15 protein-coding genes and 1 other RNA gene are annotated in these 18,170 nt (G+C 65.3%); 5 read left to right on the forward strand and 11 right to left on the reverse strand.

Annotated elements, in window-relative coordinates; genetic code table 11:
- Positions 1–205 precede the first annotated feature (205 nt).
- The 3 genes from OU11_RS02935 (at position 206) to OU11_RS08615 (ending at position 3,155) form a co-directional block, all read left to right on the forward strand.
- Entirely contained in the window at positions 206–997 is a 792-nt protein-coding gene (locus tag OU11_RS02935; protein ID WP_033514401.1) for an ABC transporter permease, read from the forward strand.
- Positions 998–1,214: 217 nt separating this feature from the next.
- Positions 1,215–2,462, forward strand: coding sequence for a DUF805 domain-containing protein (locus OU11_RS08775; RefSeq protein ID WP_052122577.1), 1,248 nt, complete (start codon positions 1,215–1,217; stop codon positions 2,460–2,462).
- A gap of 30 nt (positions 2,463–2,492) precedes the next feature.
- Positions 2,493–3,155, forward strand: coding sequence for a DUF805 domain-containing protein (locus OU11_RS08615; RefSeq protein WP_034887814.1), 663 nt, complete (start codon positions 2,493–2,495; stop codon positions 3,153–3,155).
- A 17-nt stretch (positions 3,156–3,172) separates the two neighbouring features.
- Here OU11_RS08615 and OU11_RS02950 read toward each other — a convergent pair whose 3' ends face one another.
- On the reverse strand, positions 3,173–4,078 hold the full coding sequence (locus OU11_RS02950; protein WP_033514402.1) for a hypothetical protein: 906 nt from the start codon (positions 4,076–4,078) through the stop codon (positions 3,173–3,175).
- 111 nt (positions 4,079–4,189) lie between these two features.
- Positions 4,190–4,849 (reverse strand): histidine phosphatase family protein, encoded by a 660-nt coding sequence (locus OU11_RS02955; protein WP_033514403.1) that lies wholly within the window; start codon positions 4,847–4,849, stop codon positions 4,190–4,192.
- 145 nt (positions 4,850–4,994) lie between these two features.
- Between OU11_RS02955 and OU11_RS02960 the strand changes: the two genes are divergently transcribed.
- Positions 4,995–6,335 carry an MFS transporter gene (locus OU11_RS02960; protein WP_033514404.1) on the forward strand — a complete coding sequence of 447 codons (1,341 nt, stop codon included), beginning with the start codon at positions 4,995–4,997 and terminating at the stop codon, positions 6,333–6,335.
- Between the two features lie 249 nt (positions 6,336–6,584).
- Here the strand turns inward: OU11_RS02960 and OU11_RS02965 are convergent, their stop codons facing one another.
- On the reverse strand, positions 6,585–7,121 hold the full coding sequence (locus tag OU11_RS02965; RefSeq protein ID WP_081963412.1) for a GtrA family protein: 537 nt from the start codon (positions 7,119–7,121) through the stop codon (positions 6,585–6,587).
- A gap of 231 nt (positions 7,122–7,352) precedes the next feature.
- Here OU11_RS02965 and OU11_RS02970 point away from each other — a divergent pair, with 231 nt between their 5' ends.
- Complete coding sequence (locus OU11_RS02970; RefSeq protein WP_033514406.1) at positions 7,353–7,700, forward strand: phenylpyruvate tautomerase MIF-related protein; 348 nt, start codon at positions 7,353–7,355, stop codon at positions 7,698–7,700.
- 74 nt (positions 7,701–7,774) lie between these two features.
- Here the strand turns inward: OU11_RS02970 and OU11_RS02975 are convergent, their stop codons facing one another.
- The 8 genes from OU11_RS02975 to ffs form a co-directional block, all read right to left on the reverse strand.
- Entirely contained in the window at positions 7,775–9,292 is a 1,518-nt protein-coding gene (locus OU11_RS02975; protein WP_033514407.1) for a formate--tetrahydrofolate ligase, read from the reverse strand.
- A 177-nt stretch (positions 9,293–9,469) separates the two neighbouring features.
- A complete protein-coding gene (locus OU11_RS02980; protein ID WP_033514408.1) occupies positions 9,470–11,065 on the reverse strand; it encodes a C69 family dipeptidase in 1,596 nt (531 codons plus the stop codon).
- 315 nt (positions 11,066–11,380) lie between these two features.
- Positions 11,381–11,935, reverse strand: coding sequence for a YbhB/YbcL family Raf kinase inhibitor-like protein (locus tag OU11_RS02985; protein WP_033514409.1), 555 nt, complete (start codon positions 11,933–11,935; stop codon positions 11,381–11,383).
- Between the two features lie 95 nt (positions 11,936–12,030).
- A complete protein-coding gene (locus OU11_RS02990; RefSeq protein WP_033514410.1) occupies positions 12,031–13,182 on the reverse strand; it encodes a DNA polymerase III subunit delta' in 1,152 nt (383 codons plus the stop codon).
- A complete protein-coding gene (gene tmk / locus OU11_RS02995) occupies positions 13,179–13,892 on the reverse strand; it encodes a dTMP kinase (protein ID WP_033514411.1) in 714 nt (237 codons plus the stop codon). Before tmk ends, OU11_RS02990 begins: the two co-directional genes overlap by 4 nt.
- Before the next feature lie 104 nt (positions 13,893–13,996).
- Complete coding sequence (gene topA, locus OU11_RS03000) at positions 13,997–16,882, reverse strand: type I DNA topoisomerase (protein ID WP_033514412.1); 2,886 nt, start codon at positions 16,880–16,882, stop codon at positions 13,997–13,999.
- Positions 16,883–16,964: 82 nt separating this feature from the next.
- On the reverse strand, positions 16,965–17,963 hold the full coding sequence (locus OU11_RS03005) for a phosphatase PAP2 family protein (RefSeq protein WP_081963413.1): 999 nt from the start codon (positions 17,961–17,963) through the stop codon (positions 16,965–16,967).
- 80 nt (positions 17,964–18,043) lie between these two features.
- An RNA gene (gene ffs / locus OU11_RS08930) (signal recognition particle sRNA small type) lies at positions 18,044–18,140 on the reverse strand.
- Positions 18,141–18,170 lie beyond the last annotated feature (30 nt).

Consider the following 18,170-nt stretch of genomic DNA (forward strand, 5'->3'; position numbering starts at 1 on the left):
CACGGCCGGCCGCGAGGCCCTTTTGACGCATAAACAGCAAGCCCGTGCAACAAAAGGGCCTCAAAGCCTCCCCCAAAAAGGCTCATTTGATGCAGGATCACCACACAGCTGCAACACAAGGGCTCCAAACACCTCGGCAAACAACACATTTGCGGCAGCGGTACCGTGAACCTGCAACACAAGGCACATAATCAGGAGACACAACATGCATGAGCATCGCACCGAACCATGGTGGGCCAAGACACTGCCCCCCGTGCTGACCGTCGGCGGGTTGCTGGCGGTATGGGAGCTGTGCGTGCGCGTCGGCGGCGTCTCCGAGCGCACGCTGGCCGCCCCCAGCCAGATCGCCGCCTCGATGGTCCGCACCTGGCCCGACCTGATGGATGCCGCCGCAGTGACCACGCTGGAGGCGGTCGTCGGATTCCTGATCGCCGTGGCGGCGGGCGTGCTGATCGGCATCGGGCTGTATCTGTCGAAGATGTTGAACCGCGCGGTCAGCCCATTGCTGGTGGCTGCACAGACCATTCCGCTGATCACAATCGCCCCGTTGTTCGTCATCTGGTTCGGGTTCGAACCGTTCGGCAAGATCGTGCTCGTGGCCGTGCTGGGCGTGTTCCCGATCGCCGTGCAGACCACGCGCGGGCTCGACGCCGTGCCGCGGTTCTACGAGGATGTGGCACTGACCTGCGGCGCCACCCGCGCCTGGACGCTCTGGCATGTCAAGCTGCGCGTGGCCGCACGCCAGATCTTCGGCGGCATCCGCATCTCCGCCGCCTATGTGTTCGGCACGGCCGTGACCGCCGAATACCTCGGCGCCGTCAACGGTCTGGGCATCTGGCTGCAGGCCGCGTTCAACTCGTTTCGCACGCCGCTGATCTTCTCCGCCGCCGTGGTGGTGGTGGCTGAGACCGCGATTCTGCTGGGGCTGGTGGCCCTGACCGAACGACTGCTGCTGGGCGTGGATGATACGACGAGCCTCGTCGACGAAGGACACTGACCCGTCTCCACTCAGTAGGGGGATTATCCATTCAGTTGGAAACTTTTCCGGGCGGCCCCGCCCGAGGGAGTCCGAAAAGCCGGCATTTCGACGCAGGAATCCCCCACTGGTTCCCAACTGAGCGGATAATCCCCCTACTGAGTGAGCGGAACGCCCCCGAACACCCCGAAATCTGAGAGAATGGTGGTGGAAAGCGTCTGCCAATGAAAGGGGAACCATGACCGATCCCAACCAGTTCGGAGCCACGCCCGAAAACAATCAGCAAAACCCGCAACCGGAACAGCCCACCCAGCCTATACCGTCACCCACCACGGAATTCCCGAACTCTTACACCGCCAGTGCGGATACGCCGACCACACCGATTCACGCGCAGCCGGATGCAACACAGACCCCGGCTTATACGCCAGCGCCGGAATACGGGGCCTATGCCACACCGACCTCGTCTGCGCAGCAGTCCGCGCCGACTCCCGAATACGGGCAGTACGCCCAGCAGACTCCCCAGCAGGCCACCCCGCAGTACGGCCAGTATGCCGGCACGACCAATGCGGCGACCGGCCAACAGCCCGCCCACCCCTATGACGGCGGCCAGGCCGGCGCCCCATACGTCCAGCAGCAAGGCGCGCCTTACGCCGGACAGCCACCGACCGGCAACCCCTACGCCCAGCCGCAGGGAGCTCCGTACGCCAACCCGTATCAGGGCCAGTACGCCAACCCGTACGGTCAGGCGCCGCAGTACGGCGCCCCGCTGCCCCAAGGCGTTCCCGGATACATGCCGGGCGACGCCTCGATCGGCATGGTGCCGCTCGACCAGCCCGATTACCGCTGCACATTCGGCAATGCGGTCAAGCGCTTCTTCAAGAAGTACACCGTGTTCTCCGGCCGCGCCTCGCACCGCGAGTTCTGGTGGGTCATCCTGTTCTTCGTCCTGTGCAATATCGCCATCGGCTTCGTCGGCGGCATGTTCATGCTTGTTTCCGCGGCCATCCCCACCGTGCTGAGCGTGCTGTGGACGCTGGCGACCATCGTGCCGTATCTGGCCGTGGCCGTACGCCGTCTGCACGACTCGAACAAGTCCGGCTGGTGGGTGCTGTTGCCCGGCATCCCCTACGTGATTTCCGAGATCATCAACTACACGGTCCTTGTCCCCGCCACCGACCAGCTCACCAACACGATGATGGATGTGGCCTCCGGACTCGACGAGGATGTGGCCACCCAGATGTTCGTCAACCAGTTGGGAGCGATGGCCGGCCCGTCCGTGTTCGGTTCGCTTTGCGGCCTGATTTTCCTGGTCTCCGGCCTGGTGCTCATGTGCGCCGCCCCGAAGCCGGAAGGTGCACGCTTCGATGCCCCGCACGCCGATTCCGCGAATCCGCAGATGCAAGGCCCCGGCTACAACGCCGGCGCCCAGTCGGGAAGCAACCCGTACGCCACAGGCGGCAACCCCTTCGCGCCGCAGAACCAATAGCCGGCAACCAACGACTAGCGGAGGCCACTCATGCGCGACCAGTATCAGGTGCCGTTCGACGATCCGTCCGACAACGATCGACCCTCGTGTGAATCCCGACACGACGCCGACGCCGGTTCGTATGGGGCCGAGACGCCGGACCGGGGCAATACCGCCATTGCCCCGGTCTCCGGACGGCCGGCCGCTGCCACATATCCCCTCGACCTCCCGTATCCCGGCTGTCCGCCGATCCAGGCCGTCGAGCGGTTCTTCCGCAACTACGCCACGTTCTCCGGGCGTGCCTCACGCAGCGAGTTCTGGTGGCCCACGCTGATGATGGGCATCGCCGAAACCGTTTTGGGAGCGCTCACCGCGGCGTCCGATATCGGCATAGTCGGCACCGTGCAGGGCATTCTGTCCTTCGCGCTGCTGGTTCCCTCGCTGGCGGTCAGCGTGCGCCGATTGCATGACATCAATCTCAATGGGACATGGCTGATCCCGTTTGCGGGATTGACCGTGCTGGGTTCGGCCCTATCCGTCATGGGTGCGATGGCGGCGGTATTCGTGCTGTTCCTTGTGCCGGACATTGTGGAGCAAGGGGTCAATCTCATCCTGCTGGGGTCGATCATCGCCACCGTCGCCGGCGTCGCCTACGCCGTCTGCATGGCCTGGCCCAGCAACCCAGCCGGTGCCCGCTTCGACAAACGCCGCTGACGCGGCAGGCCCATCGCCTACAGTTCGACCGTCTCCTTGGTCGGGTCATCCTTGACGTGCGCGAACTTGGCGGCAAGCGCCTCCTTGCTTTTGCGCTCGTCCTCCTCCTTGGCGCGCTTCTTGGCCTCCTCCGGATCCCAGAGCACGTCTTCGCGATGCTTCGTCCACTCGGCGGCCGCCAACGGCGCGACCGTCTCGGCCAGCACCATCGCCGCTGCCTCGGCGTCCTCCGCCTCCGACACCGCATCCAGCAATCCGCGGAACTCGTCCGTATCCATGCACACGCGTGGGATCGCCAGGCGCTCCCCCAGTTCGTTGGCGTACAGAATCACCGGTAGGGCGTGCGCCGCCTCGGCGGCACCCTCCCCCGCCAACGCGCGGAACAGCGCGTCGCAGGCCACGATGACGATCGCGAACCGGTGCGCGATCTCATCCTCCTCGCCGCTCGGCGGCACATGCCCCTCGTCGGTGGCCTTCGGGGCGATCAGCGCCTCCACGGCCTCCAGCACGGCGTTCACGCCGCCGTCGCCGGCCAGACCGATGTCCCCCAGGATTCCGGCCGCCTGGGCGACCAGCGTCACGTCGCCGGTTTCGCTGTAGTCGGCCATCGTGTCGTACGCGTCGTTCGCGGCGAGCAGCGCGTCCACGATCGTTTGCGGGCGCCCGGGAATCCAGTCGGCCCCCTCGTACACGTATTCGGCGTCGGGCATGGTCACATCCGCGCCGGTCTTCATCGCGGCCATCGTGCGCGTGATGCGCACCTGCAGGTTCTCGGCGTACTTGGCGTCGTTGTCCATCTGCGTGGCATCGGTCAGCGGCCACAATGCGATCAGTCCGGTCGCGGCCCGCGCCGCCTCGTGCACGGCGGGCATCGCCGCAACCCGATCGATCACTGCCGCATCCAGATGGAATTCCGCTGCCATATTCGCTCCTTCGCCGTCGGGCGACGCTCGCCCATCGTGTCATGTCTCACTGTAATCGGTTACGCGCGTCGGCACATCCCGCGCGGGTTCCGGTCTTCCTCCATTGTGCCGTCACCGCACGTCGGCCGCAGGGTCGACATAGGTGATGCTCATCACATCGCCGCTGTCCGAGTCGTAGGTGATCGACGTGACCGAGGCGAGCGCCGTGTGCCGCAGCAGCATGTTGTGTTCGGGGTGCCCGGTTTCCAGCAGGTGGCGGTAGGACCAGATCGGGGATTCGTGGGTGACGACGATGATTTGCCGGCCGGCGTACTCCTTGACCTTCTCCTGGGCGAATGCGCCGACGCGTGCGGCGATCTGCCGGTAGCTCTCGCCCCAGCTGGGTTTCCACAGGTTGGTGACGAGTTTCCAGTTGCCGTTGCGCCACAGCGCGCCTTCGCCGTGGCCGATCCGTTTGCCGCGGAAGTTGTTGCCGGCTTCGATGATGCGGGGGTCGGTATTGAGTTCGAGCGGCGATTCGCCACGGGTGGCGCGGGTTTCGTTGAGGGCCGAGAGGATGGCCTGCGCGGTTTCGCGGGTGCGGTCCAGGGGCGACGAGTAGACGGCGGCGGCCGTGTTCATCTGGGGGCTGGCGGCGATGTACCGGCCGGTCGCCTCGGCCATGCGGCGGCCGCGCTCGGACAGGTGGAAGCCGGGGAGCCGCTCGTAGAGCACATGGCCGGGGTTGTGGACCTCGCCGTGGCGGACGAAATGGATGGTGGTCGCCTGCATCTGAAACTCCTTCGGGACGATGTGGCCGAACGTTCGGAAAACTTCCGGCTTCACCGTCAAATCTACAGCGTGTCGGTTGTAGGACAACGTTAGACTGACGGTGTTTCATTCCGGGCGCACATCAGTCATTCGAAGAGAGACGATTATGGCCAATCCTGTCATCGCCGGCATCAAGGATGTCGGCAGTCGCGTGTTCGGCGGGTACGCCGAGCTTCTGCGCATACCCCACACCGCACGGTACGCCATCGGCGCGGTCATCGCCTGCATGCCGTTCCCGATGGTCGGCATGACGATCACGATCTCCGTGCAGCATTACTACGGCAACTATTCGCTGGCGGGCGCGCTGACCGCCGTGCAGGCCATCTCGCTGGCCATCGCCAGCCCGATGCTCGGCAAACTCGTCGATAAGTTCGGCCAGCGTCAGGTCTCGATTCCGACGATCTGCGTGTGGATGGTGGCCGCGTTCTCGCTGGTGACGGCGATCACCTCGCACGCCCCGGAATGGGTGCTGTTCTGCATCGTGCCGTTCATGGCCGCGATTCCGCCGTGGGGCGCGATGAACCGCAGCCGCTGGACGCACCTGCTCAAGGGGCAGCCCGAGAAGACCAACCGTGCGTTGAGCCTGTGCGGCGTGTTCGACGAATGCATGTGGGTCATCGGCAACCCGCTGGCCTCCACGCTCGCCGTGATCTCCGGCGTGCTCTCGTTCACGTTCACCGGCGTGTGCGTGCTCGTCGGCGCGCTCATGTTCCTGACCGAACTGACCACCGAGCCGAAGTCGCAGACGCAGCTGGCGCGCGAGGCCGGCATGACCCGCGCCGAATACCGCGCGCACGTGGCGGCGCAGGCCGCGGCGCTACGCGGCAAGGACGAGGATGAGAGCAAGGGCAAGGCGTCGATCATCAGCGCCGGCCTGATCGCCGTGTGCGTCACCTGGTTCTCCATCGGCGCGTTCCAGTCGGCCACATCCATCTCGATCATCGCGTTCGCCACCGAACAGAACATGAAGCAGTACACCGGATTCGTGTTCGCCTGCTTCTCGTTCAGCTCGCTGATCGGCGCGCTCGTCTACGGGGCGAAGAACTGGCGGATCCCGCTGTGGAAGCGCTTCTACTTCTGCCTGGCCGTGGTGAACATCGGCATCGGATCGTTCCTGTTCGCCAAGCACCTGTGGGTGATCATGCTCATCTACCTGCTGATCGGCGTATGCCAGGCCCCGACGTGGGTGAACGGCAACCAGCTCATGCTGCATCTGGTGCCGCCGACCCGGTTCACCGAGGGCATGGCCTGGATGGGCGCGATGAATTCGATCGGTTCCTCGGCCGGCTCCGCCATCGCCGGGCAGTTCATCGACCGGTTCGGCGCGCATGGCGGGTTCATGGTGGTGACCGTGCTGGCGCTGGCGTCGCTGGCCATTGCGTTCGTGGGCTTCAAGCAGATCAAGGAAAGCACCGAGACCCCGGATCTGACCGAACTGGCGGTCTGAGCGCCGTTACGGCTGTGGCGGCCGGCCAACGGCCGACCGCCACCCGGATGGTCCCCCACATACGCCGGAGTGCGTGTTGTCATACGGCTGCGACAACACGCACTCCAAGACACTCACTGATGCGCGTGTTGTCGCATGGACATGACAACGCGCACTCCAAGCCGCCGCCAAAAGGGCGTGTTGTCGCCCGCATGCGACAACACGCCGCATGGATTCCCGACGCGGGCGGAACAGGCTAAGGGACCGGGGTTACTTCGGCCAGCCCTTGGGGGTGTGTTCGAGCGACCACACGCCCAGCTTGTGGGAGAAGCTGTTCTGCCACTTCTCCTCCAGCTGTTCGGCCGGCAGGCGGTTGTCCGCGCGCTTCAACCGGTTCATGGCGTTGGTGTGCGTATCATCCAGCAGCCACTTGCGGATTACGAAGTTCCAGATAGCCACCACCACCGTGGCCACGATCTTGCCGACGTTGGTGCGCAGCAGGTACTCGGCGTGCTGGCTGATGAACGCATCGCGGTTCATGCCGTAGGTGGACAGCCAGATGATGGCCGCGTTGATGAACAGGCCGATGAGGGACGCGCCGACGAAGATGAGGATCTCCATCCAGCGGGCCATATCCTCACGGTGCTTGAACACGAACTTCATGCTGGCCAGATAGTTGAAGACCAGCGAAACCAGGAACGAGATGGTGCCGGCGATCACGTTGTGCATATGGAAGACGCCGACCAGCAGATTCAGGACGCCGAAGTCGATGACGGCGGCGATCACGCCCACCACACCGAACTTCATCAACTGTTCAATAAGCTTTCTCACATCCGCCCATTTAACTAGGCGGCAGTGACCGGGTGGCGCCCGCACGCCTTTTGTCCGATTCGGGGGATTCTTACGTTTTGGGTTCTATGGGAACGCTACCATCGAAAGAATCCCCCGATTCGGACAAAACGACAAGTCAACGCGTATGCAGCATACGGGACTACACTGGCGGGTAAGCATCATTGCAGCTGATAGAAGGAGGCTCCCATGCCCGTCATCCATACCCATGTGTCCGTTCCCACCACGCCCGAGCAGCGCGAGGCGCTGAAGACCGCCTACGGCAAGGCCATCACGGCGGTGCCGGGCAAGTCCGAGGGCTGGCTCATGTGCCCGTTCGAGGACAACATGCCCATCTACTTCGGCGGCGACGACTCCCGGCCCGCCGCCTATGTGGAGGTCAACGTCTTCGGCTCCTCCGTCCCCGGCTCCGCCTGGGAGAAGCTGACCCAGCAGATCATGGCCGCGCTGGAGCAGGAGCTCGGCATCCCGCAGGACCGCACCTACATCCGCTATACGGCCACCACCGACTGGGGCTGGAACGGCGGCAACTTCTAAGCCCGCCAGAGTCCGTAAGCGAAACGGCCTCCCGCCCCGTCAGGGGAGGGAGGCCGCACTATTAGGGGGGAAGATCAGACGATCTTCGGCATCGGGGTGGTCAGTGACGTGGTCAGGTTCACGTGCACCACGCCGGCACCCGCATGCACCTCGACCTTCTTGAGCGTCACCGTGCGCTCCTCCTCCGGCTTGGAATCGTCATCGGTCATCGTGGCCGGCGACTTGACCGCCACCACGGCCAGATCATCCAGATTGATGCCCGCCTGCTTGCACAGCTCGCGCGCGGAGACCAACGACTCGGCGAAGCCGTCCTTGAGCAGGATGCGCTCTTCGGGCACGCCGTAGGCGCTCTTGGCGATCCACTTGACGTTCTCCACCAGCTCCATGCCCTTACGGCTGTGGAACTGCGCGGCATTCGGCGCATTCGTCAGCGCGTCGATGAAGCCGTCGAGCTGCGGGGCCAGGGCCTCGCCGCCGTCACGGAACAGATTGCCCAGAATCGGCTCGCGGAACTCCTGCTCCGCCGCGGTCGCCTTCAGCGCCTCGATCTGGTCGTCCTCGCCCTCCCACAGGTTGATCAGCGGGAAAGTCGGGATGTCATAGCTCTCCAGACGCTGCACATGGAACGGATAGCGCCACGACAGCGCCGGATCGTCGCGCCAGGTGGAGGCGCGGGTCACGACCACGGCGGCGGACGGCCACTGCGCGCCATACTCGCGGCAGGCGATGTCGAGCCACTTCTGCGCGCCCGCGTCGGCGCCGTAGCCGGCCTCCACGATCACCACGTCGTGCAGCGCGCACGCCATCTCCACCGAAACCAGCGTCGGGATGCCGAGCGACACGTTGGCGAACGGACCGCCGTGCACATACACCGGCGAGCCGTTGAGGGTCTCGGTCAGCGCCGGCTTGACGGCGTCGGCCAGCATGCCGGTGATGCGCCACAGGTCGATGAACTCGCCGAACGTGACCGGCTTGCCGTCCTTGGTGCCGGCGATCATCGCGGACACGCGTTCGCCGATCTCATCCATCGAACGGGAGAGCACCACGATCTGCATCATCTCGCAGGTCGGGGTCAGCACCACGCGCTCGGCGACGTTGTTCTTGCCGCTGTCCACGGTGATCTGACGCAGCGAGCGCGACGGCACCTCGGAGACGCGCGGCACGAGGATCGTGTCCAGACGCCCCTCGTCCACGGCCTTCTCCGCGAAGGAGACCAGCAGGTTCTGGGCGGCGGCGATGGCGGCCATCTCGCCGGTCAGACCCCAGTCGATCAGCTCGGGGTGGGTCAGCGACGCCTTGCCGCCGCCGGACGCGCCACCCTTGGAACCGGCGGCGGTGATGCCCATGCTCGGCTGGCGCAGCACGGCGGCCGCGTCGATGCCGCGCGCGTTCAGCGCGTCGATCAGGGCGATGGTGGTGGTGGTCTTGCCTTCGCCGCGTGAAGCCTTGAGCGGGGTGTCCGCGGTGACCAGCACGACCTTGCCGTACTTGCGCGGCGCATCCGGATTGGACTTGAGGTAATCCAGATAGCCGAACGCGTCGATCTTCTTGACCAGGCCGTATTGGCTGGTGAACTCTTCGATACCGGTCATTGCCGTCCTTTCACGCGGGATCATACGGTATGGCACCAGACTACCGCCGGGAGGGAACACCAGCGCATAACGTGTGACCCTGACACATTGGGTTTCCAAAAACGTTGGAAACACCGATGCATCAAGGTCACAAAAGTGTCAGAGTCCGTGAATGGGGCCGTAAGCTCCGGGACGACGTCAGAAGTCGGACATGTGGAAACCGTTCTTCATCTTCATGCTCGTGGTGTAGAGCACGGAGTCGAGCAGCTTGTCCGTTTCCTCCTTGAGGAAGTCGGCCAGCTTCTGGTTGGCGTCAGTCAGCGCGGCGCGGACCTCGTCGTTACGCACGGCGGCGATGATATCGTCCGGCTCCATCGGCTGCACATCGTCCAGATCGTCGTCATCTGCCTCGGCCTCGAACGGCTCGAACGCGAGCAGATCCGCGATCGCGGCGTCGGTCTGCGCCACATGGCGGTGTCCCCAGCCGCCGGTCTTCTCCTGGTAGCGTTCCACGGCGTTGGCGGTGTCGGCGAACGCGGTGTCACACAGTGCGGCGATGACGCGGTTCTCCCAATAGAAGTTCTCGGTGGTCACGCGGGTGGTGGTGTCCTCCAGATACTTCGGGGTCGAATCGATGTTCGCGTAGAACGGCACGAGCGTGTTGAACGGGTTGGAACCGTAGGCGATCCACTGCAGGGCGCGGCTGGCCTGCGGACGATACGGGCGGATCTGCATGACCGCGAGCTGGCTCTGACGGTTGATGCCGATCGGGCGGAACATGTGACGGGTGTGCTCGTCGCCCATCTTGCCGTACGGATCGTACGGGGTGCCCTGATAGTGGGAGCTGAGCACGTACTTGACGTCCTCGATCGTGATCTTGCGTTCCGGCTGGCGGGCCCACGGGATGTCGTCGCTCATCGGCTTGTGATCGGCGTCCGGACCATCCCACACCTCGTCATACGGGTTGAGGAAGCGCTGCATGATCCAGGCGCGCGGCGTGTTGTACACGTGGTCGGAGTCGGAGTGCGAGCCGAACGCGTCACGCGGGTTGAACGGGCTGGTCGCCTCCACGGACAGGTCCAGATGGTTCTCGGCGATCCACTCGGCCATGTCGGCGGAGCACATGTGGTCCTCCTGCTCGCCCAGGGCGTCCTCCAGGTCGAACTCGTCGATGCCCAGCTGGTTCGGCATCGTGACGTACGCCTCGTCGGGCACGCGCTTGGCGATCCAATGATGGCCGCCGACGGTCTCCAGCCACCAGATCTCATCCACATCGGAGAATGCGACGCCGTTCATCTCATAGGTGCCGAACTCCTCCAGCAGCGCGCCCAGACGCAGCACGCCCTCGCGCGCGGTCTTGACGTACGGCAGGACCAGGGTCAGGAAATCCTCCTCGCCGATGCCGCCGGGGACCTCGGGCACATAGCCGTCCTCCCCCTCCTTGCCCTTGGCCGGCTGCAGCTCCACGAACGGATCGGCGCCGATCACACGCTCGTTGGTGGTCAGGGTCTCGGTGGCGCTCATCGCCACATTGGCCTCGTTGACACCGGCCTCGCCCCAGATGCCCTCCTTCAAGTCCGCATTCGGCACGGCGGTGTACCGCATCGGATCGTCCGGCAGGTCGATCTCCACGTGGCTCAGCACGCTGCGGTACCGCCGCGGCTGTTCCTCGGGCTTGACGACGATGAAACGCTTCGGGCAGAACTCGCCGTTCGCCGAATCCTCGTTGCGGGCGATGATCGTGGAGCCGTCATAGCTGGCGTCCTTGCCGACCAGAATCGTGGTGCAGGCCATTTGCTGGTACTTCCTTTCACGCGTCTGCTGGATCCCCTGTGGGGAAAACGATGAACCCCCACGATTCTAGACCAATGGTCCAGCGGACACGAGCGGCGGCCGGTGACGGCACGGGCACGACGCCACATGGACGTCATGCGGGCGTCATGCGGGCGTCGTGCGGACGCCATACGGACGCCATATGACACCATACGGGCGTCATGCGGACGTTACACGAACGCCATACGGCTGCCATATGGACGCCATGCGGACCGAGGCGAGATTCCACCCGCGACTGCCACAGCCGGCGTCCCGCCGCCCGCGGCAGCCATGCGTTCAGGCCTTGCCGATCAGGAAGATGCCGGCCTGCTCAGGGGTTTCGCCGCAGTCGCGGATGGCATGCTGCAGCTCGTTGAGCCAGAAGCCCTGGTTCAGCCCCGGCAACGGCTTGGCCGTGCCCCACACATGCAGGTAGTACTCGTGGTCCTGGTCCGGCGGGTTCGGCCCGTTGTACCGCATCGTGACGGCCGGATCCTTATCGCCCACGAACCGCGAGGCCGCCGAGGTGCGGCCCTGCACGGCCTCGGGGATCATTGCGGGCATCTGGCGGGAGAAGTCCGGCGGAATCTGCAGCGCGCGAGAATCGTTGAAATCGAACATCAGCGCATCCACGGGCAGGTTGGCCACCGACCAGTGAATCCATTCGAATCCGCATACGGGGATCGAATCGGGGTCCACGAACTCCCAGTGCAGATACTTGATGCGGGATTTGTCGAAATCCTCGATGTAGAACGGGAACGACACGACAGGCGTGCCGTCGATCTTGTATTCGGGGTCCGCCGCCTTGGCGAACACGTCCGGGATGATGGTGAAATCAGCTGTGACTCTCATGCCCCAAGTATAGGTTCGTACTACTTCGGGTTTCAACACACGACGCCCGGAAAATGGCCGTTCGCCATCTGAATCCCGAAGTAGTGCGAACCGCCTTACGGCATCAACGCGCAGAACAGGGCCTCGAACACCAGCGTGGGGTTGCCGTTGCCGTTGAGCCTGCGCCGCGCCGTGGCGATGTCCTCCAGCCGCCGCACCGCATCCGCCCGGCTCAGTTTCACCGACAGTTCGGTGATGGCGGTCCGGTTCTCCAGGTTGATCAGCCCGACCGCTTCCTCGGCGTTGTTCTGCAGCACGGCCACATCACGGTAGATGCTGGCCACCGAGTTGAGCGCACGGTCCAACACGTCACGGCTGCGGCGGGTCGCCCGCCGTTTGAGCTCGTCCTTCTTGGCGATGGCGTTGTATGCGCCACGCAGCGCGGGTGGGATGCGGTCCTTCTCCCCCAGGCCGTTGACGCGCCGGAAATCGGCCTCCGCCGCCGCGGCCTGCCTGTTCACATCATCCTGCGCCTGCCCCTGCGCATTGTCGATGAGCCGGCCGGCCAGCAGCACGGCCTCCGAGGCTCGCCTGAGGTTCAGCACGCCCACGACCAATTCGTCGCGGTCGGCCATGACCCGTTCCTGCGTGGCATAGAGACGCGCCACCCCGATATGCCCCTCGGACAGACGTGCCGCCCTTGCCGCCAGATGGGCGTCGACGCCGTCGTTGTGCTGCAGGAAATCGGCCACCGCCTGCGTGGACGGCACCGCCAGGTTGACGATGCGGGTGCGGGAGCGGATCGTCGGCAGCACATCCTGCGCGCTGGGCGCGCACAGCAGCCAGATCGTATGCTCGCTCGGCTCCTCGATTTCCTTGAGCAGCACGTTCGTGGTGCGTTCGAGCATGCGGTCCACATCCTCGATGATGATGATCCGCCATGGCGCCGTGCTGGGCATCTGTTCGGACTTGGCGATCAGCCCACGCACTTCATCGATGCCGATGGTGACCTTGTTGGTGGCCAGCACGGTGACATCCGGATGGGTGCCGGCCATCACCTGCTCCGTAACACGCGTGGAGACCTCGCCCAGACCGTGATCGGGGCTTTCCAGCGCCGCGGCGAACGCCCGCGCCATGTTGGACCGGCCGGATCCGGGAGGACCGCAGATCAGCCAGGACTGCGCGATGGATTTCGGATCGCCGGCGGCGATGGCGCTCAGCTGACCGACCACCTGGCGCTGACCGACGATGGCGTCCCAGACACTCATCGCGCACCTCCGGCGTGCGGAACCGGAGCGGCGAACGAGCCACTGCCCGGCATGACGCTGCGCCCCTCGTCAACCGAGGCGGTCCGGGAGGCCAGCAGGGCGTCGAAGTCGGCGCGGATGACGTCCCACACCTCGTCGACGGTCCGTGCCGCATCGACGACGCGGAACCGATCGGGTTCGGACTGCGCCAGCTCCAGGAACGCATTCCGCGTGCGCTGCTGGAAGTCGCCGCCAGCGGATTCCATGCGGTCGGCGCTATGGGTCAGCCGTTCGTGCGACCGTGACGGGTCCATGTCCAGCAGGTATGTGCGATCAGGCAACAGGCCGTTTGTGGCCCACAGACTGAGATCCCGGATCTCGGCAGGCGTCAGCTCGCGTCCGCCCGCCTGGTAGGCCAACGACGAATCGAGATACCGGTCGGTGATGACAACGGTTCCGCGTTCCAATGCCGGCCGGATCTTCTCCGCCACATGCTGCGCACGGTCGGCGGCGAAGATCAGGGCCTCGGCGCGCGGCGCGATGTCGGCCGCCCCCTCGGGAACGCCGTGCAGCAGCAGCTGGCGCAGGGCCTTGCCCAACGGCGTGCCGCCGGGCTCGCGGGTCACCACAACCTCAAACCCCAGCGACAGGGCGTGTTCGCGCAACCGTGTGGCCTGCGTGGTTTTACCCACGCCGTCAACCCCCTCGAACGAGATGAACAACCCTGCCATCGGATCCCCTTTCATGCGGTTCCACCAAGCCTACACACCGCGGTTCGCGCAACACTCCCGTAAGTCCAAGGCCGGGTGTCCTCGCGTCAGCGGCCGGGGACGGGTTACTCGGCCTTGGTCTTGGCCGCCGTGGACTTCTTCGCCGTCGTCTTGCGGGTCGCGGTCTTCTTGGCTGTGGATGATTTGGTCGACTTGGACGACGTCGTGCGGCGGGTCCGACGCTTGGCCGGCCCGGCGGCGCGTTTCTCGGCGAGCAGGCGGAACGCCTCGGCCGGTTCGATCGACTCGGGCGTGTACTGCTTGGGCAGCGTGCGGTTCGTCTCGCCATCGGTGATGTAGGCACCGTAGAAGCCGTCCTTGATGGTCACAGGCTTGCCGGTCTCCGGGTCCGGGCCCAGCTCGCGCAGCGGCGGCTTGGCTGCGCCGCGACCACGACCGCGGCCATACTTCGGCTGGGCGAACAGTTCCTTGGCCTTCTCCAAGTCGACGGTGAAGATCTCGTCCTCACTGCCCAGGGAGCGCGTCTCGGTTTTGCCGTCCGCGCCGGTTTTGGTCAGATACGGGCCGTATCGTCCGTTATTCGCGGTGATGACCGCCTGCGAGAGCTCGCCGGTCTCGGCGTTGGCCTCCTCGAGCGTGCCGACCTCGCGCGGCAGGCTCAGCAGTTTCAGCGCGTCCTCGAGCGTCAGGGTCTCGGGGGTCATCGTCTTGAACAGCGACGCCATCTTCGGGCGCGGTGCCGCGGCGGCCTTGCGGGTGCCACGTTTCGCGGGTTTCGCCCCCTCGTCCTCCTCGGCGGCGGTCGCCGGCTGTTCCGGCGCGATCAGTGCCACATAAGGACCGAAACGCCCGCTGCGTACCTCCACGGTGCCGCCGGTGGCAGGATCCTTGCCCAGTTCACGCGGGCCGCCCGCGTTCTTCTCGATCAGTTCATGGCCGACCTCGACGGTCAACTCGTCGGGGGCGATCGTATCCGGCAGCGATGCGCGCTTCGGGTTGCCCTGATCGTCGAGATGGTTCATGTCCTCGAGGTACGGGCCGTACCGGCCCACACGCACATGCAGGCCATCGCCGATCTCGATGGTGTTGATGGCCCGGGCGTCGATTTCCCCCAGCTGCGCGACCTGCTGCTGCAGACCGGCATGGGCCTCGTCCGCATTCGCCGCGGCGCCATCCCCCGACCCGAAGTAGAAGCGGGTCAGCCAGTCGCGGCCGGATTCCTTGCCATGCGCGATCTGATCCAGCCCGTTCTCCATGTCGGCGGTGAACTGGTAGTCCACGTACTTGGGGAACTTGGTCTCCAGCAGTTTGGTGACCGCGAACGCCAGCCACGAGGGAATCAGCGCACGGCCCCGCTCGTACACATATCCACGGTCGATGATCGTGGAGATGATGCTGGCATAGGTGGACGGACGACCGATCTCCTTGGCCTCCAGCGTCCGCACCAGGGACGCCTCGGTGTACCGTGCCGGAGGCTGCGTCTCGTGCCCATCCGCCTGAACGTCGGCCGCGCTCAGCGCGTCGCCCGGCTTCAGGGGCGGCAGCGACGCGTTCTCATCGGCATCCGCCGGTTTCGATGCGCGATCCGACTGCGTGGTCTGCGCGGTTTCCGCGGACCTGGTGCCGGTGGCCTTCATAAAACCAGGGAATTCGATGACGGTGCCGGACGACTGGAACACGGCCTCGCCGTAGGTGCCGGCCTGCGCGGACAGGCGCACGGTGGCGGTCGAACCGGTGGCGTCGGCCATCTGCGAGGCGAGCGTGCGCTGCCAGATCAACGTGTACAACTTGAGCTGGTCGGCAGGCACCTTGGTGGCGAGCTCCTGCGGGTCACGGAACTGCGCGCCTGCGGGGCGGATGCACTCGTGCGCCTCCTGCGCGCCGGCGGACCGGGTGGCGTACTGCTTGGGCCCGTCGGAAAGGTACGCCTTGCCGAAGTGGAATTCGACGGCGTTGCGCGCCGCCTCGATCGCCTCCTGCGAAAGGGTGACCGAATCGGTACGCATGTAGGTGATGTAGCCGTTCTCATACAACCCCTGCGCGGCGCGCATGGTCTGACGCGAGCTCATGCCCAGACGGTTGCCGGCGGCCTGCTGCAGGGTGGACGTGGTGAACGGGGGCTGGGGACGCCGACGATACGGCTTGGTCTCCATCGACACGACGGTGAACGCGGCCGATTCGAGCGCCGTGGCCACTGCCGTGGCCTGCGCCTCATCCAGCTGGCGGACATTGCCGGCGAAACCGTCCGGGGTCAGCTTGCCGTCCGAACCGAAGTCCTTGGAACCGGCAAGCCTCTTGCCATCCAGCGACACCATGCGCGAGGCGAAGCGGCTTTCCTCGCCCTCGGCATCCAGCGCGCACAGCGTGGCGACGACATCCCAGTAGGATGCGCGGACGAACGCCATACGCTCCCGCTCGCGTTCCACAATCAGACGCGTGGCCACGGACTGCACGCGGCCGGCGGACAGGCCAGGGCCGACCTTGCGCCACAGCACCGGGGACAGCTCGTACCCGTAGAGGCGGTCCAGCACACGGCGGGTCTCCTGGGCGTCCACCATATGGGCGTCGACGTCGCGCGTCTTGTCCAGCGAGGCCCTGATGGCCTCCGGGGTGATCTCGTGGAACACCATGCGCTTGACCGGCACCTTCGGTTTCAAGGTCTCCACCAGATGCCAGGCGATCGCCTCACCCTCGCGGTCCTCATCGGTGGCGAGGTAGAGTTCGTCGGCGTTCTTCAACGCGGCCTTGAGCTCGGTGACGGTTTTCTTCTTCTCGCTGCCCACGATGTAATACGGCTTGAACCCGTCGTCCACATCGACGCCGAACTTGCCGAACTTGGCCTTGTCCGCAGCGGGAACCTGACTGGGCTGCGCAAGGTCTCGAATATGGCCCACCGACGCCATGACGGTGTAGCCGTTGCCAAGATATCCCCCGATCTTCCTGGCTTTGGTGGGAGACTCCACTATGACGAGCTTGGTGCCGTTACCCATGTCTTCTCCTTACGACTTGCGTTTGCACGTCATCTTACCCATGTCCGGACAACTATCGGCAAATCGGCAGTGTGCCGACGGCTCACCGGCGCGGCGGCGAAGGCGGGCCGCCGACCAGTCCGATCCGGGTCAGCGGCGCCGCGGTGATCTGCCGCATCGCCAACGTCAACCCGAACACCAACAGCGCCACGCCCGTCACCGCGACGACCGCGGACACGCAGGCACCGTCCACGCACCACTCGGCACGCAGCTCCAATCCCGGAACGACCTGCCAAAGCACGTACGCGGCATACGCGGTCAGCAGCAGCCCGCCGGTGATCATCACCGTGCCGACGATCTGGATGCTCGCCGAGGACGCCCGTTTGCCGGGCTCATCCATACCGGACGTCCGGGTGAACGCCAGCGTCAGCATCGCCATCGCCCCCGCGATGCAGATCGCCATCACCACATCCGTCGGACGGTGCCATTTCCCGACCATCACCGAAATCCCCACCAGCAGCGCATACACGGCGCCGACAGCCGCCACCGCGGCGCGGCACACGCGCGGCACCACGCACAGCAGCGCGATGCCCGCTGCCGCGGCAAGAATCGTATGCCCCGAAGGCGCCGAATTGGCCTCCGGCGCCTCCACATGAATGATGAACGGGCGCGGCAGATGAGCTTTCAGCAGCGACGAGGCGAAACACAGCACGGCGAACACCGCCGACTGCCCCAGCAGCCACCACCGGCGACGCACGCCCGCCACAACCAACGATCCCACGGCCAGCACGGCACTGACGATCTGCACCACCAGCGAAACGGTAAACACGCTGACCACCGGCCCCAACCACGCAGGCAGCCGATCCGCCAGATTGGCCCAGACCATATCGTCATAGGCCTGCCCGTCCTCAGTGCACACGCCCAGCCACCACACACCGGCGGCCGCACCTGCCAGCAGCAACGCGAACACCACGCACAGCACGCGGCTCGATGGCCTCGGCCGGACCGTCAAGGGGTCAAGCTGCGCCAGGCCACGCTCGATCTGCGCGGACTCGGAGGCGTCATCCGCCACCGCGGGATTCATGTGCTGTTCGTCTGTCATACCCACGACTCTACGAGATGACTCCCGACAGCGTAGATATCTACCGTTCCCTGCGGCGAACCCCCACAACACCGCGGACAAAAGAAAAACCTCCACGCACCCGTCAGAGGCCACTTACCCTTGCTGCATTCCTGCCCTGGGGGAGTTGGGTGACGTAACGCCACATGGAGGCTTGCACCAGTGTACACCATCCGGGGACCACCGCAA

Source organism: Bifidobacterium pullorum DSM 20433 (assembly GCF_000771405.1).
Taxonomy (GTDB): domain Bacteria; phylum Actinomycetota; class Actinomycetes; order Actinomycetales; family Bifidobacteriaceae; genus Bifidobacterium; species Bifidobacterium pullorum.

What these genes read in the sequence shown, in the direction of transcription:
- OU11_RS02935 (WP_033514401.1), top strand. Translation starts at nt 206, where the DNA reads ATGCATGAGCATCGCACCGAACCATGGTGGGCCAAGACACTGCCCCCC.
- OU11_RS08775 (WP_052122577.1), top strand. Translation starts at nt 1,215, where the DNA reads ATGACCGATCCCAACCAGTTCGGAGCCACGCCCGAAAACAATCAGCAA.
- OU11_RS08615 (WP_034887814.1), top strand. Translation starts at nt 2,493, where the DNA reads ATGCGCGACCAGTATCAGGTGCCGTTCGACGATCCGTCCGACAACGAT.
- OU11_RS02950 (WP_033514402.1), bottom strand. Translation starts at nt 4,078, where the DNA reads ATGGCAGCGGAATTCCATCTGGATGCGGCAGTGATCGATCGGGTTGCG.
- OU11_RS02955 (WP_033514403.1), bottom strand. Translation starts at nt 4,849, where the DNA reads ATGCAGGCGACCACCATCCATTTCGTCCGCCACGGCGAGGTCCACAAC.
- OU11_RS02960 (WP_033514404.1), top strand. Translation starts at nt 4,995, where the DNA reads ATGGCCAATCCTGTCATCGCCGGCATCAAGGATGTCGGCAGTCGCGTG.
- OU11_RS02965 (WP_081963412.1), bottom strand. Translation starts at nt 7,121, where the DNA reads ATGAAGTTCGGTGTGGTGGGCGTGATCGCCGCCGTCATCGACTTCGGC.
- OU11_RS02970 (WP_033514406.1), top strand. Translation starts at nt 7,353, where the DNA reads ATGCCCGTCATCCATACCCATGTGTCCGTTCCCACCACGCCCGAGCAG.
- OU11_RS02975 (WP_033514407.1), bottom strand. Translation starts at nt 9,292, where the DNA reads ATGACCGGTATCGAAGAGTTCACCAGCCAATACGGCCTGGTCAAGAAG.
- OU11_RS02980 (WP_033514408.1), bottom strand. Translation starts at nt 11,065, where the DNA reads ATGGCCTGCACCACGATTCTGGTCGGCAAGGACGCCAGCTATGACGGC.
- OU11_RS02985 (WP_033514409.1), bottom strand. Translation starts at nt 11,935, where the DNA reads ATGAGAGTCACAGCTGATTTCACCATCATCCCGGACGTGTTCGCCAAG.
- OU11_RS02990 (WP_033514410.1), bottom strand. Translation starts at nt 13,182, where the DNA reads ATGAGTGTCTGGGACGCCATCGTCGGTCAGCGCCAGGTGGTCGGTCAG.
- tmk (WP_033514411.1), bottom strand. Translation starts at nt 13,892, where the DNA reads ATGGCAGGGTTGTTCATCTCGTTCGAGGGGGTTGACGGCGTGGGTAAA.
- topA (WP_033514412.1), bottom strand. Translation starts at nt 16,882, where the DNA reads ATGGGTAACGGCACCAAGCTCGTCATAGTGGAGTCTCCCACCAAAGCC.
- OU11_RS03005 (WP_081963413.1), bottom strand. Translation starts at nt 17,963, where the DNA reads ATGACAGACGAACAGCACATGAATCCCGCGGTGGCGGATGACGCCTCC.